General features: G+C 63.6%; 25 protein-coding genes and 1 pseudogene. 11 read left to right on the top strand and 15 right to left on the bottom strand.

Translation table 11 applies throughout. From position 1 onward, the window contains the following. The 5 genes from ACO1XS_RS20405 to ACO1XS_RS20385 all read right to left on the bottom strand — a co-directional run. The coding region (locus ACO1XS_RS20405) for a formate dehydrogenase subunit delta (protein ID WP_331572086.1) at positions 1 to 83 on the bottom strand (83 nt) is incomplete at its 3' end. A 19-nt stretch (positions 84 to 102) separates the two neighbouring features. Then, the gene (gene fdhF / locus ACO1XS_RS20400; RefSeq protein ID WP_486391556.1) at positions 103 to 3,048 is read right to left on the bottom strand and encodes a formate dehydrogenase subunit alpha; all 2,946 of its coding nucleotides are present in this window, start codon (positions 3,046 to 3,048) and stop codon (positions 103 to 105) included. 38 nt (positions 3,049 to 3,086) lie between these two features. After that, positions 3,087 to 4,679: a formate dehydrogenase beta subunit gene (locus tag ACO1XS_RS20395; RefSeq protein WP_486391555.1), complete on the bottom strand. Its 1,593-nt coding sequence runs from the start codon at positions 4,677 to 4,679 to the stop codon at positions 3,087 to 3,089. Beyond that, complete coding sequence (locus ACO1XS_RS20390) at positions 4,676 to 5,206, bottom strand: NAD(P)H-dependent oxidoreductase subunit E (RefSeq protein ID WP_486391554.1); 531 nt, start codon at positions 5,204 to 5,206, stop codon at positions 4,676 to 4,678. The genes ACO1XS_RS20395 and ACO1XS_RS20390 overlap by 4 nt, the downstream gene beginning before the upstream one ends. A gap of 205 nt (positions 5,207 to 5,411) precedes the next feature. Continuing rightward, complete coding sequence (locus ACO1XS_RS20385) at positions 5,412 to 6,344, bottom strand: HPP family protein (protein ID WP_486391553.1); 933 nt, start codon at positions 6,342 to 6,344, stop codon at positions 5,412 to 5,414. A gap of 293 nt (positions 6,345 to 6,637) precedes the next feature. Between ACO1XS_RS20385 and ACO1XS_RS20380 the strand changes: the two genes are divergently transcribed. Beyond that, a complete protein-coding gene (locus ACO1XS_RS20380; RefSeq protein WP_440561512.1) occupies positions 6,638 to 6,940 on the top strand; it encodes a hypothetical protein in 303 nt (100 codons plus the stop codon). A 23-nt stretch (positions 6,941 to 6,963) separates the two neighbouring features. On the opposite strand, the gene benD is transcribed toward ACO1XS_RS20380, so the two are convergent. From benD to ACO1XS_RS20345, 7 genes are all read right to left on the bottom strand, one after another. Further along, complete coding sequence (gene benD / locus ACO1XS_RS20375; protein ID WP_486391552.1) at positions 6,964 to 7,740, bottom strand: benzoate diol dehydrogenase BenD; 777 nt, start codon at positions 7,738 to 7,740, stop codon at positions 6,964 to 6,966. After that, entirely contained in the window at positions 7,737 to 8,759 is a 1,023-nt protein-coding gene (gene benC / locus ACO1XS_RS20370) for a benzoate 1,2-dioxygenase electron transfer component BenC (RefSeq protein WP_486391551.1), read from the bottom strand. Before benC ends, benD begins: the two co-directional genes overlap by 4 nt. Before the next feature lie 42 nt (positions 8,760 to 8,801). Continuing rightward, positions 8,802 to 9,290, bottom strand: coding sequence for a benzoate 1,2-dioxygenase small subunit (benB, locus tag ACO1XS_RS20365; protein ID WP_331574284.1), 489 nt, complete (start codon positions 9,288 to 9,290; stop codon positions 8,802 to 8,804). Continuing rightward, positions 9,287 to 10,645 (bottom strand): Rieske 2Fe-2S domain-containing protein, encoded by a 1,359-nt coding sequence (locus ACO1XS_RS20360; protein ID WP_486391550.1) that lies wholly within the window; start codon positions 10,643 to 10,645, stop codon positions 9,287 to 9,289. The genes benB and ACO1XS_RS20360 overlap by 4 nt, the downstream gene beginning before the upstream one ends. A gap of 17 nt (positions 10,646 to 10,662) precedes the next feature. Continuing rightward, the gene (gene catA / locus ACO1XS_RS20355; protein ID WP_486391549.1) at positions 10,663 to 11,598 is read right to left on the bottom strand and encodes a catechol 1,2-dioxygenase; all 936 of its coding nucleotides are present in this window, start codon (positions 11,596 to 11,598) and stop codon (positions 10,663 to 10,665) included. A gap of 70 nt (positions 11,599 to 11,668) precedes the next feature. Continuing rightward, a complete protein-coding gene (gene catC / locus ACO1XS_RS20350) occupies positions 11,669 to 11,959 on the bottom strand; it encodes a muconolactone Delta-isomerase (protein ID WP_331574290.1) in 291 nt (96 codons plus the stop codon). 30 nt (positions 11,960 to 11,989) lie between these two features. Further along, positions 11,990 to 13,132, bottom strand: a complete 1,143-nt coding sequence (locus tag ACO1XS_RS20345) for a muconate/chloromuconate family cycloisomerase (protein ID WP_486391548.1) — start codon at positions 13,130 to 13,132, stop codon at positions 11,990 to 11,992. Positions 13,133 to 13,323: 191 nt separating this feature from the next. Between ACO1XS_RS20345 and ACO1XS_RS20340 the strand changes: the two genes are divergently transcribed. Continuing rightward, on the top strand, positions 13,324 to 14,328 hold the full coding sequence (locus ACO1XS_RS20340; RefSeq protein WP_331574294.1) for a LysR family transcriptional regulator: 1,005 nt from the start codon (positions 13,324 to 13,326) through the stop codon (positions 14,326 to 14,328). 3 nt (positions 14,329 to 14,331) lie between these two features. Here ACO1XS_RS20340 and ACO1XS_RS20335 read toward each other — a convergent pair whose 3' ends face one another. Next, the gene (locus ACO1XS_RS20335) at positions 14,332 to 15,234 is read right to left on the bottom strand and encodes a LysR family transcriptional regulator (protein ID WP_440561524.1); all 903 of its coding nucleotides are present in this window, start codon (positions 15,232 to 15,234) and stop codon (positions 14,332 to 14,334) included. Between the two features lie 121 nt (positions 15,235 to 15,355). Between ACO1XS_RS20335 and ACO1XS_RS20330 the strand changes: the two genes are divergently transcribed. Together ACO1XS_RS20330 and ACO1XS_RS20325 are read left to right on the top strand one after the other, a co-directional pair. Then, complete coding sequence (locus ACO1XS_RS20330; RefSeq protein WP_331574298.1) at positions 15,356 to 16,021, top strand: glutathione S-transferase family protein; 666 nt, start codon at positions 15,356 to 15,358, stop codon at positions 16,019 to 16,021. A gap of 18 nt (positions 16,022 to 16,039) precedes the next feature. After that, a pseudogene (locus ACO1XS_RS20325) lies at positions 16,040 to 17,032 on the top strand (pyridoxamine 5'-phosphate oxidase family protein); the annotation flags it as partial. 16 nt (positions 17,033 to 17,048) lie between these two features. Here the strand turns inward: ACO1XS_RS20325 and ACO1XS_RS20320 are convergent. Beyond that, entirely contained in the window at positions 17,049 to 17,963 is a 915-nt protein-coding gene (locus ACO1XS_RS20320; RefSeq protein ID WP_486391547.1) for a LysR family transcriptional regulator, read from the bottom strand. Between the two features lie 175 nt (positions 17,964 to 18,138). On the opposite strand from ACO1XS_RS20320, the gene ACO1XS_RS20315 reads away from it, so the two are divergent. Together ACO1XS_RS20315 and ACO1XS_RS20310 are read left to right on the top strand one after the other, a co-directional pair. Continuing rightward, positions 18,139 to 19,338: a M20 aminoacylase family protein gene (locus ACO1XS_RS20315; RefSeq protein ID WP_331574302.1), complete on the top strand. Its 1,200-nt coding sequence runs from the start codon at positions 18,139 to 18,141 to the stop codon at positions 19,336 to 19,338. Next, positions 19,335 to 20,648, top strand: a complete 1,314-nt coding sequence (locus ACO1XS_RS20310) for an MFS transporter (RefSeq protein WP_486391546.1) — start codon at positions 19,335 to 19,337, stop codon at positions 20,646 to 20,648. Before ACO1XS_RS20315 ends, ACO1XS_RS20310 begins: the two co-directional genes overlap by 4 nt. Before the next feature lie 63 nt (positions 20,649 to 20,711). Here the strand turns inward: ACO1XS_RS20310 and ACO1XS_RS20305 are convergent, their stop codons facing one another. After that, a complete protein-coding gene (locus tag ACO1XS_RS20305) occupies positions 20,712 to 21,500 on the bottom strand; it encodes an IclR family transcriptional regulator (RefSeq protein ID WP_331573661.1) in 789 nt (262 codons plus the stop codon). A gap of 160 nt (positions 21,501 to 21,660) precedes the next feature. On the opposite strand from ACO1XS_RS20305, the gene ACO1XS_RS20300 reads away from it, so the two are divergent. The 5 genes from ACO1XS_RS20300 to ACO1XS_RS20280 all read left to right on the top strand — a co-directional run bounded on the left by ACO1XS_RS20300 (position 21,661) and on the right by ACO1XS_RS20280 (position 26,179). Beyond that, positions 21,661 to 22,425, top strand: coding sequence for an ABC transporter substrate-binding protein (locus ACO1XS_RS20300; RefSeq protein WP_331573659.1), 765 nt, complete (start codon positions 21,661 to 21,663; stop codon positions 22,423 to 22,425). A 6-nt stretch (positions 22,426 to 22,431) separates the two neighbouring features. Further along, positions 22,432 to 23,103 carry an ectoine/hydroxyectoine ABC transporter permease subunit EhuD gene (ehuD, locus tag ACO1XS_RS20295; RefSeq protein WP_331573657.1) on the top strand — a complete coding sequence of 224 codons (672 nt, stop codon included), beginning with the start codon at positions 22,432 to 22,434 and terminating at the stop codon, positions 23,101 to 23,103. After that, complete coding sequence (locus ACO1XS_RS20290) at positions 23,100 to 23,861, top strand: amino acid ABC transporter ATP-binding protein (protein WP_331573655.1); 762 nt, start codon at positions 23,100 to 23,102, stop codon at positions 23,859 to 23,861. Before ehuD ends, ACO1XS_RS20290 begins: the two co-directional genes overlap by 4 nt. Further along, positions 23,858 to 25,165 (top strand): NAD(P)/FAD-dependent oxidoreductase, encoded by a 1,308-nt coding sequence (locus ACO1XS_RS20285; RefSeq protein WP_331573653.1) that lies wholly within the window; start codon positions 23,858 to 23,860, stop codon positions 25,163 to 25,165. Before ACO1XS_RS20290 ends, ACO1XS_RS20285 begins: the two co-directional genes overlap by 4 nt. A 72-nt stretch (positions 25,166 to 25,237) precedes the next feature. Further along, a complete protein-coding gene (locus ACO1XS_RS20280) occupies positions 25,238 to 26,179 on the top strand; it encodes a LysR family transcriptional regulator (protein WP_486391545.1) in 942 nt (313 codons plus the stop codon).

Here is a 26,179-nt window from a genome sequence, read left to right as displayed (position 1 = left end):
GCGAGGGCCTCGTCGCGATCGGGCATCGACTCGAAGAACTCGCCGATGCGGTTGGCCATCTCGATCAGGTGCTGCTCGTTCATCGTCGGTCTCTCACTGTGCTCATTTGCCCGTGCCCGCATGGGCCGCGCCGCGCTCGCGCTCGTTGAGCAGCGTGAGCTGCTCGTCGGTAAAGCGCGAGTACGCCTGCTGCCACGCCGAAGGCTGCTGCACCGGCATCACCTGCACCGCCGTCACCTTGTACTCGGGGCAGTTGGTCGCCCAGTCCGAGCTGTCCGTGGTAATCACGTTCGCCCCCGACTCGGGGAAGTGGAACGTCGTGTAGACCACCCCGGGCTGCATGCGCTCGGTCACCAGCGCGCGCAGCACCGTCGTCCCCGCGCGCGATTCGATGCCCACCCAGTCGCCCGTCTTCACGCCGCGCTCCTCGGCATCGTGCGGATGCAGCTCGAGCCGGTCCTCGTCGTGCCAGCGCACGTTCTCCGTGCGCCGCGTCTGCGCCCCCACGTTGTACTGCGACAGAATCCGCCCCGTCGTCAACAGCAGCGGGAAGCGCCGCGTCACCTTCTCGTCGGACGCCACGAACTTCGTGATCACGAACTTGCCCTTGCCCCGCACGAACTCGTCCACGTGCATCGTCGGCGTGCCCTCGGGCGCCTGCGCGTTGCACGGCCACTGCACGCTGCCCAGCTCGTCGATCAGCGCATACGAGACCCCCTCGAACGTCGGCGTGAGCCGCGCGATCTCGTCCATGATCTCGCCCGGATGCGCGTAGTCCATCTCGTAGCCCAGCGCCTTCGACAGCTTGAGCGTCACCTCCCAGTCCGCGAAGCCGGCCATCGGCGGCATCACGCGCCGCACCCGCGAGATGCGCCGCTCCGCGTTCGTGAACGTGCCGTCCTTCTCCAGGAACGACGAGCCCGGCAGGAACACGTGCGCATACTTGGCCGTCTCGTTCAGGAAGATGTCCTGCACCACGATGCACTCCATCGCCGAGAGCGCCGCGGCCACATGCTGCGTGTCCGGGTCCGACTGCACGATGTCCTCGCCCTGGCAGTACAGCCCCAGGAACGTGCCGTCCAGCGCCGCATCGAACATGTTCGGAATGCGCAGCCCCGGCTCCGCTTGCAGCGCCACGTGCCAGGCCGTCTCGAACTGCGTGCGCACCGCGTCGCCGCCCACGTGCCGGTAGCCGGGCAGCTCGTGCGGAAACGAGCCCATGTCGCACGAGCCCTGCACGTTGTTCTGCCCGCGCAGCGGATTCACGCCCACGCCCTCGCGCCCCACGTTGCCCGTGGCCATCGCCAGGTTCGCGATGCCCATCACCATCGTCGAGCCCTGCGCATGCTCGGTCACCCCGAGCCCGTAGTAGATCGCCGCATTGCCGCCCGTCGCGTACAGGCGGGCGGCCGCGCGCACATCGGCGGCCGGCACGCCGGTGACCGCCTCGGTGGCCTCGGGCGAGTTCTCCTCGCGCGCCACGAACTCACGCCACTGCGCAAACGAGACCGGCTCGCAGCGCTCGGCCACGAACGCCTCGGCCACCAGGTTTTCCGTGACCACCACGTGCGCCAGCGCATTGATCAGCGCCACGTTCGTGCCCGGGCGCAGCGGCAAGTGGTAATCGGCCTTCAGGTGCGGGCCGTCCACCAGATCGATGCGCCGCGGATCGGCCACGATCAGCTTCGCGCCCTCGCGCACGCGCCGCTTCAAGCGCGAGGCGAACACCGGGTGCCCGTCCGTCGGGTTGGCCCCGATCACCACGATCACGTCCGAGTGCGCCACCGAGGCAAACGTCTGCGTGCCCGCCGATTCGCCCAGCGTCGTCTTCAGCCCGTAGCCCGTGGGCGAATGGCACACCCGCGCGCAGGTGTCCACGTTGTTGTTGCCGAACGCCGCGCGCACGAGCTTTTGCACGAGGTACGTCTCCTCGTTCGTGCAGCGCGACGAGGTGATCCCGCCGATCGAATCGCGCCCGTACTTGGCCTGGATGCGCTTGAACTCCGAGGCCGCGTAGCTGATCGCCTCGTCCCAGCTCACTTCGCGCCACGGGTCCGTGATCTTCGCGCGGATCATCGGCTTGGTGATGCGGTCTTTATGCGTCGCGTAGCCCCACGCAAAACGCCCCTTCACGCAGGCGTGGCCCTCGTTGGCCTGCCCGTTGCGGTACGGCACCATGCGCACCACCTGGCTGCCCTTCATCTCCGCCTTGAACGCGCAGCCCACACCGCAGTACGCGCACGTCGTCACCACCGAATGTTCCGCCTGACCGAGCACCGTGACGGACTTTTCCATCAAGGTGGCCGTCGGGCAGGCCGCCACGCACGCGCCGCACGAGACGCACTCCGAGTCCATGAACGGCACGTTCTCGCTGGCCGCCACGCGAGAGTCGAACCCGCGCGCGGCGATCGTCAGCGCGAACGTGCCCTGCGTCTCCTCGCACGCGCGCACGCAGCGGTTGCACACGATGCACTTGGACGGATCGTAGGTGAAGTACGGGTTCGATTCGTCCTTTTGGTCCTTGAGGTGATTGGCCCCGTCAAAGCCATAGCGCACCTCGCGCAAGCCCACCACGCCCGCCATGTCCTGCAGCTCGCAGTTGCCGTTGGCCGGACACGTCAGACAATCGAGCGGATGGTCCGAGATGTACAGCTCCATCACGTTGCGCCGCAAATCCTGCAGCCGCGGCGTTTGCGTGGCCACGCGCATGCCCGCTTCGACCGGCGTCGTGCACGAGGCCGGATAACCGCGCCGGCCTTCGATCTCCACCAGGCACAGCCGGCACGAGCCGAACGGCTCCAGCGAATCGGTCGCGCACAGCTTGGGCACGTTCACGCCCGCTTCGATCGCCGCGCGCATCACCGAGGTGCCCGCGGCCACCGTCACCTCGCGATCGTCGATCGTGAGCGTCACGTCCGTGTCGGCGTGCCGGCGCGGCGTGCCGTAGTCGATGTCATCGAGCGGGTTCAGGTTCTGCGCGGCGCTCTTGCAGGCGCAATTGCCTGAGCCGCAACCACCGGTCTTCGGGGAAACAAGTGCGTCGGACATGAATCAGTACTCCTGAGGGTTGCGTGCGCGCCAGCGGCTCAAGCCGCGGCCGCTTTGGGCTCGGCACGCAGACCGAAATCTTCCGGGAAATGATCGAGCGCGGAGCGCACCGGGTACGGCGTCATGCCGCCCATCGCACACAGCGAGCCCGACACCATCGTGTCGCACAGATCGCGCAGCAGTTGCACCTGCTTCTCGGAGGTGTCGCCATTGCGCATGCGCTGGATCACCTCGACGCCGCGCGTGGAGCCGATACGGCACGGCGTGCACTTGCCGCACGACTCGATCGCACAGAAGTGCATCGCGTATTGCGCCAGCTCCGCCAGGTTCGACGTGTCGTCGTGCACCACCAGCCCGCCGTGGCCCACCACCGCGCCCACGGCCGCATACGCTTCGTAGTCCAGCGGAATGTCCCACTGGCTCTCCGGCAAGTACGTGCCCAGCGGCCCGCCCACTTGCACCGCACGCGCGGGCCGCCCGCTGGCCGTGCCGCCGCCGTACTCGTCGAGCAGCTCGCGCAGGGTCACGCCGAAGGCCAACTCCACGAGCCCGCCGCGCAAGATGTTGCCCGCCAGCTGAAACGGCAGCGTGCCGCGCGAGCGGCCCATGCCGAAGTCGCGGTAGTACGCCGCGCCGCGCGCGAAGATCACCGGCACCGTGGCCAGCGTGATGACGTTGTTGATCACCGTGGGCTGGCCGTACAGGCCCGCGAGCGCTGGCACCGGCGGCTTGGCCCGCACGATGCCGCGCTTGCCCTCGAGCGACTCGAGCAGCGCCGTTTCCTCGCCGCACACGTACGAGCCCGCGCCCTTGGCCACCTCCAGCTCGAACGCGCGGCCCGAGCCGAGCACGCTCGCGCCGAGCCAGCCCGCCTCGCGCGCGCGTTCGATCGCCGCGTTCAGCATCGCGATCGCATGCGGGTATTCGCTGCGCACGTAGATGTAGCCGCGCGTGGCGCCCGTGACCACGCCCGCGATGATCATGCCTTCGATCAGCCCGTACGGATCGCCCTCCATCGACAAGCGGTCCGAGAACGTGCCGGAGTCGCCCTCGTCGGCATTGCACACGATGTACTTCTGGGCGGCCTGGGCCGCGCGCACCGTGCGCCATTTGATGCCGGCCGGAAACGCCGCGCCGCCGCGCCCGCGCAGGCCCGATTCGATCAGCGCCTCGACGGCCGCGTCGCCGTCCATCGCCAGCGCCGCTTTGAGGCCCACGAGGCCTTCGTGGGCCAGGTAATCGTCGATCGACAGCGGATCGGTGAGCCCCAGGCGCGCGAACGTGAGCCGCTGCTGGCGCTTCAGATACGGAATTTCCTCGACGAGGCCCACCGCCCGCGCGTGCGTGCTGCTGCCGCCGTCGAGCCAGCCCGCGTCGAACAGCGCGGCGACATCGGCCGCCTCGACGTTGCCGTAGCCCACGCGGCCCGCGGGCGTTTGCACTTCCACGAGCGGCTCGAGCCACAAGAGCCCGCGCGAGCCGTTGCGCACGAGCTCGATGGCCACGCCGCGCCGCGCGGCTTCGGCCTCGATCGCCGCGGCCAGTGCATCGGCGCCCAGCGCGAGCGCCGACGAATCGCGCGGCACGAAGATGCGCACCGCCGACGGGGGTGTCCCGACCTGCGAATTCATACGGACTCCTTATGAGCGGGCTCGATGCCGGCCTGCGTGCAGGCGGCTTCAAACAGCGCATCGAACTTGGCCGGCGTCACCTTCGCGTGCAGCGTGCCGTTGATCGTCATGGCCGGCGACAGCGCGCATTGGCCCAGGCAGTAGACCGACTCGAGTTCGACCGGCTCGCCTTCGGCAGTGGGGCCGTGGTGGGTGCCGTCGGCATGCTTGGCATCGAAGCGGCAACCGGTGCGTGCTTCGATATGCGCGGCCAGCGCTTCGGTGCCCATGCTGCGGCACGATTCGGCCCGACACAGTGCCACGCCCACGCGCGGCGGCGCGCTCGTGCGGAAATGGTGGTAGTACGTCAGCACGCCATGCACTTCGGCGCGCGAGAGGTTCATCGCCCGCGCCAGCGGCGTCACCACTTCGGGCGGGATGAAACCGGCTTCGTCCTGTATCGCGTGCAGCACCGCGAGGAGCGAACGCCCTTCGCAGCAGTGCCGCGCGATCAATCGATCGGCGTCGAACACGCGTGTCTCCTTCAAGCGGTACGTTTTGTTGGAGTGCCAGGGCGGGCTGCCCGAGCGTGGCACTTCGTCAGCTAGCTTCTGATTCCTGCAGCTCACGCATTGCAGGCCGCTTGCATGGACAAATAGTGCGGGAGTCGATCTATTAGGAAAAGTTAAAGTTTTTTATCGTCAACATTGATGATGATGAATGGGTCGGCGGCGGACGCCCAAAGCCGGTCCGTTATGCAGCGATGCCCTCTGGCGTACGCATTTGGCGGTAGAGCCCCCAGATCAAATCGAGTTGGCTGATCGCCCCGACGAGCCGGCCGCCGCCGTCGAGCACGCCCACGCGATCGCACGCGTGATCCTTGAAGTGCGGCGCCAATTCGCTGATCGGTGTATCGGTGCGGACGGTACAGTCATAGTGACTCGGGTTCGGCACCCTGGGCGAATGCGGCAGGGCGGACATGATGTCCGCGCAGGTGAGTTCCCCGCACCCGCGGGAAAGGGCGAAGCGGTCTCCGTCGCCGTGCAGTAACGCTTCAATTCCGGGCGAATGGCGGTGCGCACTCGCGCCCGGCATCGAGGCATCCTCAGCGCCGCCGCGCCGCTGAACGACCGACGACAGGCGTTGCCAGAGGCTAGCCCAGCGTCCGGCCGCCGCACGGCTGGCGTCGCCGCTGAACGAGCGCGGATAGCGGTGCCCCATCGTCAGGTGAAACGCGAGCGCGGCGCTCAGGAGTGCCGCCGATTGCAGTGCGATCGGCACCAGGACGAAGCGATAACCGAGCTCGTGAACCGCGGGGCCGCCGAGTACGGCAGTCAGGGCAACGGCGCCTGAGGGCGGATGTACGCATCGAAATGCCAGCATGACACTGATTGCCAAGGCCACCGCCGTTGCGGCCGCAACGATCGGAGTGCCGATCAGCTTCGCACACACCACGCCAACGATCGCCGCGCAGATATTGCCGCCCATGATCGACCACGGTTGGGCAAGCGGGCTTTCCGGCACGGCGAACAGCAATACCGCCGACGCGCCCATCGGCGCAACGAGCAACGGCGTTTCCATGTCCATACCGAGGACGGCATGCGCCGCCCAGCCCGTAAAGGCGATGCCGAACAACGCACCCAGACACGATCGAATGCGCTTACCTTGCCCGTCTCCGTTTTTCATCCGTATCGCTCGCTATCGACACAATATTTCGGGGCATCTCATGCACCAATGTGTGGCGAGAATACGGGCGGACGCACCAAACCCGACAGTCAATATTTCTTTGGATATCGATAACGCTTTGGTTATCGTCGGCGAAGCCCTCGGCGAGGCAAAATCGTCGCATTCAGGCCATGGGTCGATTGCCGGTTCGTGCGTCGCACGACGAACCATGACTTCGCATTCGTGCATTCGGCCCGTTCGCTGCCGCGCGATCATGGAGCTTCATCTCACTCGACGGCAACATCCACGAGCCCATGCCCCACGTGCTTCCCAAAGCTGCCTTGGTCGCGCTCCTTGCAACGTCGGCTTCGCTCGCACCGGCGCAGCCCGTCTCCGCTGCCGGTATGCAGCCCGTCGACTGGTACACGAACGCCGTTACCGCGGACCAGGTTCGCAGCCGCGAGGACGCCGACCGGGATTACTACAACCGCCAGTACTACGACCGGCAATACGAGAACCAGCGTTATAACAACCAGCTTTACAACCGTCAGTACTACAACAGGCAGTATTACAACCGCCAGTACTACAATCGGGAGTACTACAGAAACCACCGATGAGCGCCGCTGCCGCCGGCCGCCGCTCAACCGGTATCGCCGCCGGCAACGGGCAAAACGGTGCCGGTGATATAGCTCGCCTCATCCGAAGCCAGAAACAGAATCGGCGCGACCTGTTCTTCGATCGTGCCGTAGCGCTTGAGAAACGTGGATTCGTTGACCTGCCGCACGGCCTCGCTCATCCAGATGCGTTCCTGCGCACTATCGCCTTCCGGATTGCGTGCGACGCGCCGCGCGGGTGCCTCGGTCCCGCCGGGCGCCGTCGCCACCACCCGTATGTCGTGCTCCGCATATTCCATTGCCAGCGACTGAGTCAGCGCATTGACGCCGCCCTTCGCGGCCGAATACGGCACGCGTCGAATGCCACGCGTCGCATTCGACGAAACGTTGACGATGGTGCCTCGACCGCGCCGAAGCAGATGCGGCAACACCGCATGGCACGCGTACAGTGTGGGCATCAACGAACGACGAATCTCCGCATCGATCTGCGCCGGTTCGAACTGCGCAAACGGACGCATGCGGATGGCCCCGCCCACACCGTTGACGAGCACGTCGATGCCGCCGAACCGTTGCGCCGCAAACGCCATCGCCGCTCGAGCGCCCTCGTAGGTCTCCAGATCCGCGACGAAGCCTGCCGCGCTCGCCTCGGGCGCTTGCGCAGCAACTTCCGCAACGAAATCGGCGCGATCGACCAGGACGACTTTGCCGCCTTCGGCAGCCACACGCAGCGCGACACCCCGACCGATACCCTGCGCCGCGCCCGTCACGACCACCACTTTGCCTTCGAATCGCTGCATGGTCATACTGCCCTCGCGCTTGCGTTGGGCGTGAACTTCTCGTAATGGAAGCTGCTGGGCCTCACACCGTTGTCGTCGAAATGCTTGCGTACCGCGTCGACCATCGGCGGCGGCCCGCATAGATAGACGTCGACGTCGCCGCCGTTGAGCGCGTCGGCCGGAATGTGTTGCGTCACCCATCCCTTGCGCGGATGGCTCGACACCGCATCGGCCACCACGGTCGCATAGCTGAAATGCGGCAGCCTTGCCGTGTACGCCTCGATCGCATCCACCTTCACCAGATCGAGATCCCGCGTGACCCCGTAGACCATATGTACCTTGCGCTGTGAATCGCCGCGCGCCAGCACCTCCAGCATCGAGAGAAACGGTGCGAGGCCCGTGCCGCCGGCAAGGAAGAGCAGCGGCCGCTGCGGCTCCCGCAGATAAAAGCTGCCGAACGGCCCGATCAGATCCAGTCTGTCGCCCGGCCGTGCGGATTCGAGCCACGTGCTCATCACTCCACCGGGAATCTTTTTGATCAAAAAGCTGATCGTCGATTGGCCCGGAGCCGACGAGAATGAATAGGAACGGTTCTGCCCACTACCCGGCACGTCGATATTGACGTACTGCCCCGGGAGAAACACTGGCGCGCTCACGCCCGCATCGAGTTCCAGTACGACCGCGGCATCGTTGTGAGGCTCGACCTTCGCCACGGTCGCGGTGAACCGGCTCTGCTCGGTCTTGCATCCCGAGGAAGACGCGGGCACCGCAATCACACAATCGCTCTCGGGCACCATCTGGCAAGCCAGCACGAGCCCATTGCGCTTTTCGTCCTCGCTCAACGCGTCTTCGATGTAGTCGTCACCGAGGTCGTAACGGCCGCTTTCGGCGCGGCATTTACAGGTGCCGCATACCCCGTCCGCGCAGTCCATCGGCAGATTGATCTTCGCGCGAAAGGCAGCATCGAGCACTTTCTCGCCGGCCTTGCATTCGATGAAGCGGGTTACGCCGTCTTCGAAGTTAAGCGCAATGTTATAGCTTGACATGGAACCTCCTTCACTCCCATGTTGTTCGCCAGGCTCTGAATCTCAGACGTGATAGACGTCGAGCACCTGACGGATATAGTCGTTCTTCAATACGATCTTCTTGGACGAGATCAACAGTTGCCCGTCGACCTGTCTCAACGTGACGAACATCGTGCCGAAGAACTGATCGGTGACCTTATAGCGATGGCTGAGCGTGTGAAAGTTGTAGCGCACGTCCAATTCATCGCCGCGCTCGGCCAGCACTTCCACGTTGGCAACGTAATGGCTGGTCCGCGGTTCGGGTGTCGACGCACCGCTGCGCTCGGTCTTGATGCGGAACACGCGATCTTCCAGACCGCCGCGGTCCCCGTAATACATCAACGAAATCTGACGCTCGGGGTCGTCCGTGATCTGATCGTCATCGTCCCATGCCGGCATCCAGTAGGTCACGTCGCCGGTATAGCAAGCGAGCCACTCGTCCCACTGGCGGTCGTCGAGCAAGCGCGCCTCGCGGTAAAGCACGTCGCAGACGGTACGGTAGTCGAAGCTCATACCGATGCCTCCTCTCGTTCCTTGTTCAATGCATCGCGCATGACCCGCACCCAGTATTCGTGCTGACAGACAAAGAGGCCCTCGTCTTCGCTGCGCTCGCCCGAGATACGCGGCATCAATCCCATCTTCTTCGCGTTTTCGTCGGGGCCTTCCACCCACAACGGCGCGCCGCGCGAAAGGTCGTTCCATTTCGCAGTTGTGCCCGCATAAGCTGTCTGGCAGGCACGAAACTCTTCGAGATCGTCGGCGGTGCCCATGCCGGTGACGTTGAAGAAATCCTCGTACTGGCGAATGCGCGTTGCGCGATCGGTCGAGTCCTCGCCCTTCGGTGCGAAGCAGAAGATCGTGACCTCGGTCTTGTCCACGCTGATTGGCCGGACCACACGGATCTGCGTACTGAACTGATCCATCAGGAAAACGTTCGGATACAGGCAGAGATTTCTCGTCTGATTGACGATGAACTCGGCCTTCGCTTCGCCGACGCGCGCCTTGATCTCGTCGCGGTGCCGATAGACGGGGCGTACCTCCGGATTCATCGTTCTGGTCCACAGCAGAATATGGCCATGGTCGAACCCGTACACACCTGCAATGGATTTGCACCAGCTGTTTGCATCGACGGCCTGCGTGCCACCCTCCTTGCGCCGCCCCATCGTCGCCGCGTAATTCCAGTGCACGGTGCTGACGTGATAGCCGTCGCAACCGTTCTCCATCTGCATCTTCCAGTTGCCTTCGTAGATGTAGGACGAATTGCCGCGCAAGACCTCCAAACCGTTCGGCGCCTGATCGACGATCTGATCGATGATGACCGTGGCCGCTCCGAGGTAATCCGCGAGTGGCTGAACGTCCGCGTTGAGGCTGCCGAACAGAAAACCGCGATAGCTCTCGAGCCGCGCCACCTTTTTCAGGTCGTGGGATCCCGCGATGTTGAACTGCGGCGGATATTGCGTGGTCTTCTCATCCTTCACCTTCAGCAGCTTGCCTGTGTTCGAGAAAGTCCAACCGTGAAACGGACAGGTAAAGCTGCCCTTGTTGCCGTGCTTGCGCCGGCACAGCATTGCACCCTTGTGTGCGCACGCGTTGATGACTGCGTTCAGCTCGCCATTCTTGTCGCGTGTAATCACGATGGGCTGTCGGCCCATCCAGGTGGTGTAGTAATCGTTGCTGTTCGGGATCTGGCTTTCATGAGCCAGATAGACCCAGTTGTTTTCGAAGATATGCTTCATCTCCAGTTCGAACAAACCGGCGTGGGTGAAGATATCGCGGCGGCAGCGGAAAATGCCGGCCTGCTTGTCGTCCTGTACGGCGGTGGACAGCAGGCGATCGAGTTCGTTGGCGGTATCGACGATGGCGGACATATTGGCTCTCCCTGCGTTCACGCCGTGGCCGCGGCCCGCGGGCGTTGGACGATCTGATTGTCCTTGCCGCTCACCAGCGGGGTGAGCACGAAATCGAACTCGATTTCCTTGTATGAGTCGGCCTTCAGGCCCAACGCGAGCCCGCCTGTTCTTTCGACGACGTGAGGAATCAACTCCTCGCGCGTGGCATAGGCGAAGTCGTCCCAGATCAGCGGGTCGCCCTCGATGTTGAACTGCGTCGTCAATTTGCGGCAGTGCTCCGAGGTCACGAAAAAGTGCACATGGGCCGGACGGTTACCGTGCCGCGCCAACGCATTCAACAACTGCTGCGTCGCACCGTGCGGCGGACAGCCGTAGCCCACCGGCATCAGCGTGCGGATTTCGTATTTGCCGTCGGCGCCCGTTCTGACCGCGCCGCGCAAGTTGAACTCGCTTTGCTCGCCGGTCGGGTCGAAGTGAGAGTAAAAGCCCTTCGAGTTGGCGTGCCAGCATTCGACCAACGCGCCTGGAACCGGCTTGCCGTCGGCGCCGCTGACCGTGCCTCGGATGACGAGCGGGCCCGCGCCCGAATCGGGATCGATGTCGATTCGGGCAACGCCATCGCGCACCGGAGCACCCGCAACATAAAGCGGGCCCTCGATCGTACGGGGTGTGCCGCCCGCGATGCCCACCGCCTTGTCCGCCGCGTCCATGCGGATGTCGAGATACTTCTCGAGGCCGATGCCCGCGGCGAGCAACGCCGCTTCGCCGTCCTGCCCGAGCTTGTTCAGATAGTTGACGCCGGCCCACACTTCGTCGGGCGTGATATCGAGGTCGTCGATGGCCTTGAACAAATCGCTGAGCAGGCGCTGGAAGATCTGCTTGAAACGGGCATCGCCGTTCTTGCCGTCCCCGTTGGCCGCGGCTCGCAGCAAGTCCTGTACTTCCTTCGTATCGAACACTTTGGTGGTCATGACGGTTGTCTCCATCCAGATAGTTTTCGGGTAAGCCCGGTTTCGCACGCGCCCGCCCTTGAAAAAAACGTCAAGCGTCGCCGTCGCGAATCGACGACGGATGCCGGCACAACGGTGTCACGCAAATCTTCATGTAGGGGAAAAGCGGCAGGCCGATCAGGATGTCGTGCAGCTCGGCGTTGCTCTCGACATCGAAAACGCTGTAGTTCGCGTACTCGCCGGCGAGGCGCCAGATGTGCCGCCATTTACCGCTCGATTGCAACGTCTGCGAATACGCCTTCTCGCGGGCTTTGAGTTCGCCGGCCACATCGGCCGGCATATCGACGGGCAGACTCACGTCCATTCGTACATGAAAAAGCATGTTCAACGTCCTCTTGCCAGATGTGGGGTGTCAGGATGATTTCGTGACTTTCATCAACCCGTCGCGCGTGAAGCGCTGAATCGCGGCTTCGTCCAGTTCGATGCCGAGGCCCGGACCGGTGGGCACGGTCAGTTCGTAGTCGCTGTAATCGAGCGGTTGCCGCAGGATCTCTTCGGTCAGCAACAGCGGTCCGAACAGCTCGGTTCCCCACTGCAGATTGTCGAAGCTCGCGAAGAGATGGGCCGATGCGATTGTGCTGAACGCACCTTCGAGCATCGTGCCGCCATAAAGCTCGATACCCGCGGCATCGGCGATCGCGGCCACGCGCTGTGCCGCGAAGAGCCCACCGCATTGCTCGATCTTGATGGCGAACACATCCGCGCCATCGTGTTTGGCAATATCGAACGCGCTTTTCGGCCCCTGGACGATTTCGTCGGCCATCAGTGCGACGGGGAACCGGCGCGTGAGACGCGCCAGCGCAGCGGCGGAAGACACCGGCTGTTCGACGAGTTCGCAACCGGCGTCGGCAAGTGCGGGAATGGCGCGCGCCGCTTGCGTTTCGCTCCAGGCCATATTGACGTCGACGCGTACCGCGGCGCGCTCGCCCAGTGCCCGCTTGATTTCGGCGACGTGCTCGATGTCAGCGTCGATCGCCTGCGCACCGATCTTCAGTTTGAAGACCCTGTGCCGACGCATGTCCAGCATCTTGTGCGCTTCGTCGATGTCGCGCGCGGTGTCGCCCGATGCCAGCGTCCATGCGATCGGCAGGCGTTCGCGCCGACGTCCGCCGAGCAAATCGCCCACGGATACACCGAGACGTTTGCCATGCGCGTCGAGCAGCGCCGTTTCGAGCGCGCTTTTGGCGAAATGGTTGCCTTTGACGAGCTTGCCGAGATACGCCATCAGCGCCTCGATGCGTGTCGCGTCCTTCCCGATCATCGCCGGCGCCAGATAAGCGTCGATGGCCAGTTTCATCGACTCCGGGCTTTCGGGGCCATAGGCCATTCCGGCAATGGTCGTCCCCTCCCCGATGCCCACCACGTCATCGCTGCAATAGAGCTTGACGAGCATCAGCGTCTGCCCATACATCGTGGCAACCGAGAGCTTGTGGGGGCGAATCGTCGGCAGATCGACAAGGCGGGTTTCGATGCGTTGGATCGTCGGAACAGACATGGCGGATGCAGTGCGAGTGGAGTTCATGGAGTGGTTTTATACGCCCCGCCCCTCGACAGCGTCCAACACCTTTTTTATCGACTTCGATACCTTTAAGATATGGAACATGCGCTGCGGGCTATTTATTCTGGATATTGCGGCGCAACATACCCGATCGGTATGGACAAGTTGGACCGACTTTGAGGCTCCCCATGGACCTGCGCCAGCTCCGTTATTTCATTGCCGTTGCGCGCGAGCGCAATTTCACGCGTGCCTCCGAACAACTGCATATCGCGCAGCCTCCATTGAGCCGGCAAATTCAATTGCTCGAGGAAGAGCTGGGCGTTTCGCTGTTGATTCGCCATAGCCGCCCGGTGCAGATGACCGAGGCCGGCCGTCTGTTCTACGAGCAAGCGATGCAGGTGCTGGGACGTGTCGAGCAGATGCAGGCCGCGACAAGACGTGTGGGTCTCAATCAGCGCAGCGTTTTGTCGATCGGCTTTGTCGCCTCCACGCTTTACGGCGGGTTGCCCACCCTGATGCGCAAGCTGCGCGAACACGCACCCGAGCTCGACATACAGGTGGTCGAACTGATGTCGGTCCAGCAGATCCAGGCGTTGAAGGAAGGCCGCATCGATATCGGCTTCGGTCGCGTGCGCCACAGCGATCCGAACGTGACGGGCATCGTGCTGCGCGAGGAGCGTCTGGCGGTGGCGCTACCGATGGGCTCTCCCATGGCGCACACGTCGATGCCGCTGCCCCCCACGGAACTCGATGGACAAAAGCTGATCGTCTATCCGAAAGAGCCGCGCCCGAGCTTTGCGGACCAGGTATTGAGCACGCTGAACGGTCACGGCGTCCAACTTGGGGAAGTGCTTGAGGTGCGCGAAATCCAGACCGCGCTGGGGCTCGTCGCAGCTGAATTCGGTGTTTGCGTGATTCCCTCGTCGGCGCGACAAATGCGCCGCGACGTGCATTACCGGCTGTTGGACAGCGATCGCGCAACCTCGCCCGTCATTTTCAATCACCGCGTCAACGACAACTCGAAATACCTCGTTCTCGTCAAACAATTGATCGAGGAAATGTATGCCGAACGTCCGTCATGGCTGGATGCCCATAACCTGCCCACGACGGCGGAAGGACTGAATGACGGCAACGGCCAGGAACAGGAACACACCGTCAAGCGCAAGCGGCCACGGCGCACCGCAAAGCCCTGACGGTTAAAGATCGTTCGCTTGTCTCAGCATCTGCCCGAGCGCGAGTGCTTTGGCGGAGATGTGGTCCGAAGGCGGAAAGACCGCGCGAATGTCGGCCGTCGGCGTCTGCCAACCCGGCAACAGCCGCACGAGCCTGCCCGCGTTGATGTCGGCGCCGATCGAGAAATCCGTCAGCACCGCGAAACCGCCACCCGCCAACGTTGCGGCACGGCAGGCCGGTGCCGTATTGGCGGCGATCGCACTTCGGCAGCGGATATGCTTTTTCACGCCGTGGCTATTGACGAGGTCGAACGTCAATGGCCGCCTCAGCGCCGACGCCGCGATCAACGGCAATCGTGCGAGATCCTCGGGTTTTCGTACCGGGCCGTGCTCCGCCACGAATTCCGGCGAGGCAACGGGCCAGCATACAAAACTGCCGACCCGGATCGATCGGTAACTGGAATCCGCCAGCTTTCCGAGCCGAATGGCGACATCGATGTTCTCCGCAACCAGATCGACATAGCGGTCATCGCTGAGCAGTTGAATACCGAGCTGCGGGTGGGCGCGCCGCAGCGCGACCAGAGCGGGCGCGACCACCAACGCGCCATAGTCGACAGGCGCACTGACGCGCAACGTCCCCCGTAATGCGGCGTTGTCGCTTGCGATCTCGTCGATCGCCGTCTCGGTCGCGCGAAGTATGTCGCGAGCGGCGTCGTAAAAGCGGCGGCCCGCCTCGGTGAGGTTCAGGCTGCGGGTCGTACGCGTCAACAGACTGACGCCGAGCTCGGCCTCCAGCCGCTGAACGTGCGTACTGACCATCGTCTTTGCCATGCCCAGGCGCGCCGCAGCCCCCGTCAGCGACTTGGCATGGACTACCGCCACGAAGACGACGAGGCGGTTCAAGTTCACTTCACGAAGATTCGCCATCGCCGTTCGCTTTAAGTGGACAGAGAAACCGTGATTATCCATCTTATCCAGAAAAGTCGGCTGCGTTACGCTGGGCATATTCCGTCGAAGCCGACGTCAATACGAAACGGAGTGAATTCACATGTCCTCTGCACAACCGCATCCCGAGCGGCCCATTCGGCTTTACACGACCTGGCTTTCAGGCCATGGGCACCGAGTCCGTCTCTTTCTCGAACTACTCGGTTTGCCGTACGACCCGATCGAGATCGACATGTCGGCCGGCGAAAACCGTGGCCCGGCATTTCTTGCAAAAAACCCCTTTGGGCAAGTGCCGGTGATCGAGGACGGCGAGTTCGTTCTGTTCGATTCGAACGCGATCCTCGTCTACCTCGCGAAGACCTACGGCGACGAGTCGTGGCTCCCCAGCGACCCGAAAGGCGCCGCGGCCGTGCAACGATGGCTTTCGCTGGCTGCGGGACAGCTCGCCTACGGGCCATGCGCCGCGCGGCTGGTCACGGTGTTCGACGCGAAGCTGGATTGGGAAGCCGCAAAAGCGGTCGCCGTCAAACTATTCGATGTCATCGAAAACGAAATGGCGTCGAAGCCCTTCGCAATTGGCGATCACCGAACGATCGCCGATATCGCGGCCTATTCGTATATCGCGCATGCGCCGGAAGGCGGCGTGTCGCTCGATCCGTATCCGCATCTACGCGCCTGGCTACGCCGCGTCGAGGCATTGCCAGGATTCGTTCCGATGCCAACGACGCGGGTGGGGCTGTTGGCGAACGCGGCGCCCGAGCGTTCGTGATTGCCTTGGAGCCGAGCGATGACTGCAATTGATAGCGCTGCGGCGCCAGGAGGATCCGGCGGCGGGTCGCCGTTTCACGAAGGCGAGCTCGCGGCTCAAAGCCGCGCCGGCGTTCGCGAGGCAGCGGATGCTGCCGGCCGACGCGGTATCCGCGATCATATGCCCGACCAACACCGTCAGTTCTACGAGCAGTTGCCCTTCATGATCGTCGGTGGCACCGATCGGTTCGGGCAACCGTGGGCGACGATGCGAATCGGGCACCCCGGCTTCGTGTCGTCACCGGATCCACGGACGCTTCGCATGGCCGGAACCACCCTCCCCGGCGATCCGCTGGACGGCGCGTGGTACCCCGGTGCCTTCTTCGGCGGCCTGGGCATCGAACTGCCGACGCGCCGTCGCAATCGGATCAATGGCGTCGTTGTCGCATTGGCAGACGTTGCGTTGACCGTGAGCGTCGGTCAAAGCTTTGGAAACTGCGCCCGATTCATCCAGGCTCGCACACCTGAACGAATCGATATCGGCAACTCACCGCCGCGGCAAGCAGTCGTTCAAACGAAGGGCTCTGCACTTTCGGACTCGGACCGCGCGTTGCTCGAACGTGCCGACACGCTATTCATCGCGTCGGCGCATACATCACCGAACGCCGGCGCTGCGCGCGGGGTGGACGTTTCGCATCGCGGCGGGATGCCGGGTTTCGTTCGCGTCGAGAACGACGTGACGTTGTGCATTCCGGACTACGCCGGCAATCGACTTTTGAACACGATAGGCAATCTGACAGCTTCGCCGCTCGCGGGACTACTCGTTCCCGACTTCGAATCCGGCGATTTGCTCTATATCGCGGCAAAAGCCGAGATCGTTTGGGAAGGCGCGGTGCTGAACGAATTCGAGGGCGCGCAGCGGGTCATCCGCTTTCACGTGAGAGAAACGAGGCGCAGCCTCGGCGTGCTGCCGTTTCGCTGGACGCCTCCGCAGTACGCGCCGCAATTCGGCACTGCCACGCCTGGCACGGCCAATCGCGTCCAGCCGGTCACACCGACGACATGACACGCACGATTTCCTTCCAAAGAAAGTTTCCGGCGGGAGGAAGACGGCGCCCGGCGCGCATCACGATGAACCGGTCCAACGAACGCGCGATCGGATGATCGATCGGAATCGCGCGGACCTCACCGTTCGCGATCGGCCTAGCGGCTGCCCGCCGTGTCATGAACGCGATGGCCAGCCCCTCGGCGGCCATCGTCAACGCGGTCACGAACCGATCGCATTTGAACCGCGGTACGAGCATCGGGCGGATATCGTGGAAGATCGCATCGATGTACCGCTGTACGGCGAAGGTATCCGGCATGACAACGAGGTTTTCGTCCACCAGTTGAGCGGGCGAGACGGTGCCGAGGCTGGCTAGCGGGTGGGCGGGAGAGACGATCGCGCATAACGGTTCGCTTTGCAGCCGCCGCATCACGAGCGAAGGGTCCTTCTCTATTCCGGCCATCAAGCAAATATCGACCTCGTCGTCCCGAACCATGCGCAACATGTCGGGCAAGATCGGACTGCATAGCTCCACCGTGATCTGCGGGAATTGCGCGTTGAACCGCTTGAGCACGCCCGCGACGAAATCATTGACGAACCCTTCGGCGATGCCGAGCGTCAGGCGGCCGCGGCGCAATTCCCGATACTCCTCGAGCTGCGATCTGAAACGGCGCGCATTACGCTCGCATTCGCGAAAGTAGTCGACTACCGCATGCCCCGCCTCGGTCAATGTCACTGCGCGCCCCTTGCGCGATACCAGGGCGAGTTGCAACTCGCGCTGCATCGAAGCGATCTGCCGGCTGATCGTCGACACGTTCACGTCCAGCGATTCCGCCGCCCCCCGCATTGTCCCGTGGACATCGATCGCCTCGAGATAGGACATCGTCCGGTCGCTGATGGCGGGTTCGAGAGTGCCCATCGCACGATCCTCCGTTGCATCGAATGCAACAGTTTCGCACGTCTGAGCGCATGGATCGCTTTTATTGCCTTGGGATAATGCCGGCTCGGGCACGACAAGACCGAACGCGCACAGCGACGCGGGTCGCGTGCCCGCGTGCCTGGGTATAGGTGCCTAAGAGCGAGGAGAACGACCGATGCGTGAAACGCAACCATCCCGATACTGTGAACTGGCCGATCTCGCCGATGCGAGACCGCAACTCGACGAAATCCGCCATCACATTCACCGGCATCCCGAGCTGACGTACGAGGAAGCCGCAACGTCGCGCCTTGTCGCCGAAAAGCTCGAAGCGTGGGGCTACGTCGTGACGCGCAATGTCGGCGGACACGGCGTCGTGGCATCGCTGAGTGCGGGAAGCAGTCCGCGTACCGTGGGCGTGCGCGCCGACATGGATGCGTTGCCGATTCAGGAACTGACTGGCCTGCCCTATGCAAGCATCCACGACGGCAAGATGCACGCCTGCGGTCACGACGGTCATACGACGGTGCTGCTCGGCGCCGCACAGCAGCTTGCGAAGACGCGCAACTTCGACGGCACCGTGCACTTGATCTTTCAGCCGGCCGAAGAGGCCGGCTCCGACAGCGGCGCGCAACGCATGATTGCCGACGGACTGTTCGAGCGGTTTCCTTGCGAAGCGATCTTCGGTCTGCACAATCATCCGGGCGTGCCGGCGGGCACGTTCGGTTTGCGCGCCGGCCCGCTGATGGCCGCGTGCGACACGGTCAAGGTGCGCATCGTCGGGCGTGGGGGACACGCGGCTCGGCCGCACCTCGCAATCGACCCGGTGGTGGTGGGCAGCAGCATCGTCATGGCGTTGCAATCGATCGTGTCGCGCAACGTCGATCCGACCGAGGCCGCCGTCATCACAGTCGGATCGTTCCGCTCGGGCCATGCGCCGAACGTGATTCCCGAAGACGCCGTGCTGGAAATGAGCGTGCGCTCGTTCTCGCCGACGGTGCGCGAAACGTTGGAGGAACGGATCCGGGGGCTGATCGCCTCTCAGGCGCAGGCTTACGGCGCGACGGCCGAGATCGACTTCATTCGCGGCTACCCCGTGCTGATCAACAGCGAGAACGAAACGGCATTCGCCCGCCGGATCGCGGAGGAACTCGTCGGTCCGGAACACGTGATTTTCCCGTTTCCGGCCATCGCCGGCAGCGAAGACTTCGCCTACTACCTGCACAAAGTCCCCGGCTGCTTCATCCGCCTCGGCAACGGCGAAGGCCGCCCGATGCTGCACAACGCGCACTACGACTTCAACGATGACAATCTCACGATCGGCGCAGCCTTCTGGACGCGTCTCGTCGAGCGCTTCCTGAGCAAGGATCGGGCATGAACACCGCCGCGCAATCCGTTTCCCAGGCAAGCGCACGCAACGATGCGCAAATGACGCCCGCGCAGCAGCGCAAGATCGTATTCGCGGCAGTCATCGGCAATCTGCTCGAATTCTTCGACTTCACCGTCTACAGCTATTTCGCGCTGACGATCGGCAAGCAGTTCTTTCCATCGAGCGATCCGATCATGTCGTCGCTGCTCGCGTTCGCGGTATTCGCCGTCGGTTTCGTGATGCGCCCGCTCGGTGGCTTCGTGCTCGGCCGGTACGCCGATCGGGCGGGTCGCAAGCCCGCGCTGACGTTGACCATTCTGCTGATGGCGGTGGGTTCGGCTGCCATCGGTATCGCGCCGACGTACGCGCAGATCGGAGTGGCAGCGCCGCTGCTGATCATCGTCGCGCGGCTGGTCCAGGGCTTCGCGCAGGGCGGCGAGTTCGGCGCGGCTACCGCGACGTTGCTGGAAATGGGCGGCGCGCGCAGCCGCGGTTTTCGCGCGAGCTGGCAGTTGGCGAGCCAAGGCGCGGCGGCCCTGCTGGGCTCCGGTCTCGCGGCGAGTCTGGGCTTCCTGCTCTCCGACGCAACCATGCACAGCTGGGGCTGGCGCATCCCGTTTCTCATGGGTACGCTGATCGCGCCGGTCGGCATCTACCTGCGCCGGCATATCCGCGAAGAAGCGCCCGCCGCGAAAGCCATGGCGAGCCGCGACGATCCGAAGCGCGGCCTCTACGTGCGCAACTGGTTCTTGACGATCTTCGCGATCATGGGCATGTCCGTCTCGACCTACGTGATGATGTATTACATGCCGACGTACTGCATCCAGTATCTGGGTCTGCCGCCGAAAATGTCGATGCTGGCGGGCGTCGCGTCGAGCGTCATCTCGCTCGTGATGTGTCCGATCTATGGCGCATTGTCCGATCGAATGGGCAAGCGCAAGCCGCTGACACAGATCGGCCGCATCGCGCTGATCGTGCTCTTGTATCCCGCGTTCTGGGTCATGACGCACTTTCCATCGCTGCCGGTCGTGCTGGCCGCGCTGATCACGCTGATGCTCTGCTACACGATGGGCTCCGCGCCCGCCTATGCGCTGATGCCCGAGAACTTCCCGAAGCATCTGCGCGCGGGTTACATGTCGAGCGCCTATGCGATCGCGGTCTCGGTTTTCGGCGGCACGGCGCAACTCGTCGCCGCATGGCTGATTCGTTCGACGGGCAACAAGATGGCGCCGGCCTGGTACATGATCGGCTGCGTGCTGATTTCGTTGATCGCCGTATCGATGTTCGAGGAAACAGGCGGCAAGGCGCTCGACGACTGACGCGCACGCGGCCGCGGCAAGGCCTCTTCGTCGCGCGCGTCGACGGCGCGGCGAACAGGCCTTTTAGCCCAAAGCCCGCACTGAAGAACTGATCGCCCGCGCGCATTGCAACAGCGGCGGGCCGAGTTTGGCTTCCATCTCCTCGAGGCTCCACCGCCCCGTCGGTGCCACGAGATGAACGGCACCCAGCGGGCGACCGTTGCCACTGACGATCGGCGCCGCGATGGTCATGTCGCCCAGGAAAAGTTCTTCGCGATTCGTAGCGTAGCCTCGCTGGCGTGCCTCGCGCAGCGCCTGCATGATGTCTGCCACCTCGATCCGGGTATGGGTCGTATGCGCGATGCGGTCCGACGACTCGACGATCGAGCGTGCTTCGGGCTCGGCCAATGCGGAAAGATAGGCACGTCCCGATGCCGTGCAATACATCGGAATGCGGCTGCCGATCGGCATATGCACCGGCACGAAGTGCGCGCTCACGAAGCGGGCGACGTACACCATCTCCCCTTGATCCGGTTCGGTCAAGCACGATGTTTCCGTGGTGAGCTTGGTCAATTCGGCCAAGAAGGGATTCGCCACGTCGATGAGCGTATCGGCGGCCAGATAATTGAAGCCGATCTTCATCACTGCGGGAGTGAGCTGGTAGCGGCGCGTTTGCGGATGCTTACGCAGATAGCCAAGCTGCTCCAGCGTGAAGATCATCCGCTGAGCCGAACTTTTGTTGATGCCCACCGCGGCAGCCACCTCGGCAATCGTCATCGTGCGGCGCTGTGCGTCGAAGCTGCTCAATACGGCCAGCCCCTTTTCCAAAGACTGATTGAACAGCAGGTTGGGCGCGTCGTCGGATGCAGTCATGTCTGAAGAAAATGGGTGGGCTCGGCTCTATTACGGAAGGAAGAATCGCATATCGATTCGCACGAGTCGATATATGGTTTTCAATTATGGTTTATCGATCTTCTACAATCGATCATCGGATCTCGCCAGGCGAACTTTCTTTTCCGCAAGGAGGTGTCCGATGTCTCTCGTCTCTTTTTCGCGTCGCGCCGCATTGGCGCTGGCCCTGCTCGGCACCGCAGTCGTTGCCTGGGCGCAAGGTGGCGCAGCCACCTACAACGTCGGCGCCACGGCGACCGGTGTGCCGTTCACCTTCCTCGACGTCAAAAGCAATTCGATTCAAGGGATGATGGTCGACACGGTCACCGCCGTCGGCAAAGCGGGCGGTTTCAACGTGAACGTGCAGCAAACCGTGTTTTCCGCGCTCATTCCCTCGCTCACGTCCAACAAGATCGACATCATTTCCGCGGCCATGTTGAAGACACCGGCACGCGCACAGGTGGTGGACTTTTCCGATCCGGTTTATTCGTACGGAGAAGGCTTGCTCGTCAAGGCCGACGACAACAAGGCCTATACCTCGCTCGACGACCTGAAGGGCGAAGTAGTGGGTGCGCAAGTCGGCACGGTGTTCCTCGACATGCTCAACAAAAAAGGCATCTTCAAGGAAGTGCGCAGCTACGATTCCATCGCCGACATGACGCGTGACTTGGCGCTCGGGCGCATCAAGGCCGGCCTGGGCGATCAACCCATCGTCGCTTACCAGATCCGCCAGAACACGCTGCACGGCGTCAAGCTCGTGTCGAGCTACAAGCCCGTCAATGTGGGCGATGTCTGCCTGGTCGTCCGCAAGGGCGATAGCGAGTTGCTCGGTCGTATCAACAAGGCCATCGCCAAGATCAAGAGCGACGGCACGTTGTCGTCGATCGTGCAGAAGTGGGGCATCTGATTCGCCATGAGTGCCGCGGCGTTTCTCCAGCAAGCGATAGCGTTCCTGCCCATCCTGTTAAAGGGCGCGGTGGTCACGGTGCAAGTGACCGTGTTGTCGTTCATGTTGAGCAGCGTGGTCGGACTGGCCCTCGCATTGATGCGGCTCTCGCCCGTGCGTGCCGTGTCGGCCATGGGCGCAAGCATCGTCAATGTCATCCGCGGGCTGCCGATCATCGTCCAGCTCTTTTATATTTATTTCGTACTGCCTGACGTTGGGATTCAGCTGAGCGCGTTTCAGGCCGGCGTGATCGGGCTGGGGATCGCGTACTCCGCCTATCAGGCTGAAAACTTCCGTGCCGGCATCGAAGCCGTGGACGCCGGCCAGCACGAAGCCGCTCGAGCGCTCGGTATGCGCGGTGCGCTCGTCATGCGCCGCGTGATCCTGCCGCAGGCCTTCCGTATCGCATTGCCGCCATATGGCAATACGCTGGTGATGATGCTCAAGGATTCGTCGCTCGTTTCCACCATTACGGTGGCGGAAATGACGCGCGCCGGGCAGCTGATCGCCTCCTCCACTTTCCAGAACATGACCGTTTATACGCTCGTCGCGTTGCTGTATCTGTTGATGAGTTTGCCGCTGGTATATGGACTGCGCAGGCTCGAGCGCCGTATGGGCGCCGGCAGGAATAAACCATGATCGAGATTCGCGGGTTGCACAAACATTTCGGCGATCACCATGTGCTGCGCGGCGTGAACCTCGCGGTCGACAAGGGCGAAGTGGTCTGTCTCATCGGCCCGTCCGGCTCGGGCAAGTCCACGGTCCTGCGGTGCATCAACGGGCTCGAGTCGTACGACGGCGGCGAGATCGTGGCATTCGGCGAACGCGTAGACCAGACCAGCAAGACGATTCATACGCTGCGAAGCCGCATGGGTATGGTCTTCCAGCGGTTCAACCTGTTCCCCCACCGCACCGTCCTCGAAAATGTGATGGAAGGCCCCGTCTATGTGAAGCGCGAACAGCCCGGCGCTGCGCGCGCGAAGGCGATGGCGCTGCTCGACAAAGTGGGCCTCGTCGCCAAGGCACCGGCTTATCCCAATCAACTCTCCGGCGGTCAGCAGCAACGCGTCGCCATCGCGCGGGCGCTGGCGATGGAACCCGAGGCCATGCTGTTCGACGAGCCCACTTCCGCGTTGGACCCCGAGCTCGTGGGCGATGTACTCGAAGTCATGCGCAGGCTCGCAAGTGAAGGCATGACGATGATCGTGGTGACGCACGAGATGGGCTTTGCGCGCGAGGTGGCCGATCGCGTCTGCTTCCTCCATAGCGGCACCATCGTCGAGGCGGGCACCGCGGCACAAGTACTGGGCGCGCCGCACGAGCCGCGAACGCAGGATTTCCTGCGCCGCGTGCTGCACCGGCCTGCTGACGTGGCAACGGGAGATGCGGGTCGATGACCGTTCCGCGCACCGCCTCGGGAAAGACGAGCGAGCCGCTGCCGCCTTCGCTGTGGGCCGCCACGGCCCCTGCCGCGCCGCCCGCCCCCCCGTTGCTCGAATCGACGGCGACGGACGTGCTCGTCATCGGCGGCGGCTATACCGGCCTTTCGACTGCGTTGCATCTTGCGGAACGCGGTGTCGGAGTGACGGTGGTGGAGGCCAATGAACCCGGCTGGGGCGCGTCGGGCCGCAATGGCGGACAGGTGAACCCGACACTGAAGCACGACCCCGACGATCTCGTGCGCATGTTGGGTGCCGAGCGCGCAGAACCGTTGATCGATGCGATATCGCGTTCGGCGGATCTCGTCTTCGATCTGATCGACCGGCATGCCATCGACTGTCAGCCCGCACGCGCGGGCTGGCTGCAATTGGCGTATTCGGAGAAAAGCGTTCCGGCCATGCATGCGCGGGCGCGGCAATGGGGGCGGCGCGGTGTGCCGGTCGAGTTGCTCGACCGGGCCGCCGTGGCTCGGCGCGTGGGCACCGAAGCGTTTGCGGGCGGTTGGCTCGATGGCCGCGCAGGCGCCATTCAGCCATTGGCATATGCACGCGGGCTCGCGCGCGCGGTGCAACAAGCCGGGGGCGCCGTGCATGCGCAAACGACCGTCGCGAAGCTGGAGCGGCAAGGCTCGCGCTGGATCGCGACCACTTCCGATGGCAACGAAGTGCGCGCCGAGCATGTGGTGATCGCCACCAACGGCTACACCGGCTCGTTATGGCCGGGCTTGGCGCAGACAGTCCTGAGCGCCAACAGCTTCATCGTCGCCACGCGGCCGCTGAGCGCAGCGCATGCGCAAGCAATCCTCGCTCGCGGCGAGACCGCTTCGACCTCGCAGCGGCTGCTGCTGTATTTCCGTAAAGATGCGGCGGGCCGCTTGTTGATGGGTGGACGCGGTTTCTTTACCGAGCCGCGCGGTCCGGGCGATTTTGCGCATCTCGAGCGCTCGCTCGAATTGCTCTTCCCGCAGTTGGGGCCGCTCGATTACGAGTATCGCTGGGCCGGGCGAATTGCCATTACGCGCGATTTCATGCCGCATATTCACGAGCCGGCGCCGGGCGTGACGATGGCGCTCGGGTGCAATGGGCGCGGCATTGCGCTCTGTACCAGTCTCGGTCGGCACATCGCGGAGCGGCTCGCGGGCAGCGGCAACCGGTTTCCGTATCCGCAATCGCCGATGACTCCAATTCCGTTGCATGGGCTTCAGCGCTTTTACATTGCGGCGGGGGTCGCGTGGTACAGCCTGCTCGACAGGTTCGGCTGAGCGGGATTATCCAAGCGGCGAAGGCGGCCCGCCTCATGCACAATGGCGTTTTCGACACAGTGAGCGCGTACGGTGGCCATCCACTTGGATCTCAACGATCTGCAGGCGTTCATCGCGGTGGTCAAGCTGGGCAGCTTCCGCAAGGCCGCCGAATCGATCAACATCTCGCAACCGGCCCTGAGCCGACGCGTCGACAAACTCGAAGAAGCGCTTGGCGCCCGGCTGTTCGAGCGCACCACGCGCCGTGTGTATCTGACGACGGTTGGCCAAGCCTTCGCGCCGAGCGCCGAGCAGTTGCTGGACGATCTCGATGCGGCGCTGCTCAGCATCCGCGAAGTGTCTTCGAGCCGACTCGGGCATGTGACGATCGCGTGCGTGCCGTCGGCTGCGCACTATTTTCTGCCGGCTGTCATTGCGCAATATCGCGGCCGCTATCCACGTATCCGCGTCAAGCTCTTCGATGCAAGCTCGAACGAAGTGTTGAACGCGGTCAAGAATGGCGAAGCCGATTTCGGCGTCGGTTTCGTCGGCAGTCAGGACGCTGACGTCGAATTCAAGCTGCTCCTGCAAGATCGCTTTGTCGTGGCGTGCCGGCGCGATCATCCGCTCGCGGGCAAGAAGCGCGTTTCGTGGAGCGAGTTCTACGAACACGAGTATGTATCGGTCGACAAGACGTCCGGAAACCGCCTGCTGCTCGACCAAGCGCTCGCGGCCATCGCACCGCGCACACAGAGCGTCTGCGAGACGCGCCACGTAACGACGGCGCTCGGGCTCGTCGAAGCCGGGCTCGGCGTCGCTGCCGTGCCGTCGATGGCGATGCCGCAGTCAGAGCATCCGTTGCTGACGAGCGTACCGCTCGTCGACCCGGTCGTCACGCGGCGCGTCGGTCTCGTACACCGGCGCGGCCGCCAGATGACACCTGCGGCACAAGAGTTCTACCGCATGGTCGTCGACACGCAGCGCACGCGCGCCGCACGCGGCGCCACGAAACGAACCGCGCAACGGAAATCGTGA

Source organism: Trinickia sp., assembly GCF_057351765.1.
The sequence above is the reverse complement of the archived record's forward strand: the minus strand, read 5'-3'. Positions and strand labels throughout refer to the sequence as shown.

Bases quoted from the DNA above. Each gene is read 5' to 3' on its own strand.
- fdhF (WP_486391556.1), bottom strand. From the start codon at position 3,048: ATGTCCGACGCACTTGTTTCCCCGAAGACCGGTGGTTGCGGCTCAGGC.
- ACO1XS_RS20395 (WP_486391555.1), bottom strand. From the start codon at position 4,679: ATGAATTCGCAGGTCGGGACACCCCCGTCGGCGGTGCGCATCTTCGTG.
- ACO1XS_RS20385 (WP_486391553.1), bottom strand. From the start codon at position 6,344: ATGAAAAACGGAGACGGGCAAGGTAAGCGCATTCGATCGTGTCTGGGT.
- ACO1XS_RS20380 (WP_440561512.1), top strand. From the start codon at position 6,638: ATGCCCCACGTGCTTCCCAAAGCTGCCTTGGTCGCGCTCCTTGCAACG.
- benD (WP_486391552.1), bottom strand. From the start codon at position 7,740: ATGACCATGCAGCGATTCGAAGGCAAAGTGGTGGTCGTGACGGGCGCG.
- benC (WP_486391551.1), bottom strand. From the start codon at position 8,759: ATGTCAAGCTATAACATTGCGCTTAACTTCGAAGACGGCGTAACCCGC.
- benB (WP_331574284.1), bottom strand. From the start codon at position 9,290: ATGAGCTTCGACTACCGTACCGTCTGCGACGTGCTTTACCGCGAGGCG.
- ACO1XS_RS20360 (WP_486391550.1), bottom strand. From the start codon at position 10,645: ATGTCCGCCATCGTCGATACCGCCAACGAACTCGATCGCCTGCTGTCC.
- catA (WP_486391549.1), bottom strand. From the start codon at position 11,598: ATGACCACCAAAGTGTTCGATACGAAGGAAGTACAGGACTTGCTGCGA.
- catC (WP_331574290.1), bottom strand. From the start codon at position 11,959: ATGCTTTTTCATGTACGAATGGACGTGAGTCTGCCCGTCGATATGCCG.
- ACO1XS_RS20345 (WP_486391548.1), bottom strand. From the start codon at position 13,132: ATGTCTGTTCCGACGATCCAACGCATCGAAACCCGCCTTGTCGATCTG.
- ACO1XS_RS20340 (WP_331574294.1), top strand. From the start codon at position 13,324: ATGGACCTGCGCCAGCTCCGTTATTTCATTGCCGTTGCGCGCGAGCGC.
- ACO1XS_RS20335 (WP_440561524.1), bottom strand. From the start codon at position 15,234: ATGGCGAATCTTCGTGAAGTGAACTTGAACCGCCTCGTCGTCTTCGTG.
- ACO1XS_RS20330 (WP_331574298.1), top strand. From the start codon at position 15,356: ATGTCCTCTGCACAACCGCATCCCGAGCGGCCCATTCGGCTTTACACG.
- ACO1XS_RS20320 (WP_486391547.1), bottom strand. From the start codon at position 17,963: ATGGGCACTCTCGAACCCGCCATCAGCGACCGGACGATGTCCTATCTC.
- ACO1XS_RS20315 (WP_331574302.1), top strand. From the start codon at position 18,139: ATGCGTGAAACGCAACCATCCCGATACTGTGAACTGGCCGATCTCGCC.
- ACO1XS_RS20310 (WP_486391546.1), top strand. From the start codon at position 19,335: ATGAACACCGCCGCGCAATCCGTTTCCCAGGCAAGCGCACGCAACGAT.
- ACO1XS_RS20305 (WP_331573661.1), bottom strand. From the start codon at position 21,500: ATGACTGCATCCGACGACGCGCCCAACCTGCTGTTCAATCAGTCTTTG.
- ACO1XS_RS20300 (WP_331573659.1), top strand. From the start codon at position 21,661: ATGTCTCTCGTCTCTTTTTCGCGTCGCGCCGCATTGGCGCTGGCCCTG.
- ehuD (WP_331573657.1), top strand. From the start codon at position 22,432: ATGAGTGCCGCGGCGTTTCTCCAGCAAGCGATAGCGTTCCTGCCCATC.
- ACO1XS_RS20290 (WP_331573655.1), top strand. From the start codon at position 23,100: ATGATCGAGATTCGCGGGTTGCACAAACATTTCGGCGATCACCATGTG.
- ACO1XS_RS20285 (WP_331573653.1), top strand. From the start codon at position 23,858: ATGACCGTTCCGCGCACCGCCTCGGGAAAGACGAGCGAGCCGCTGCCG.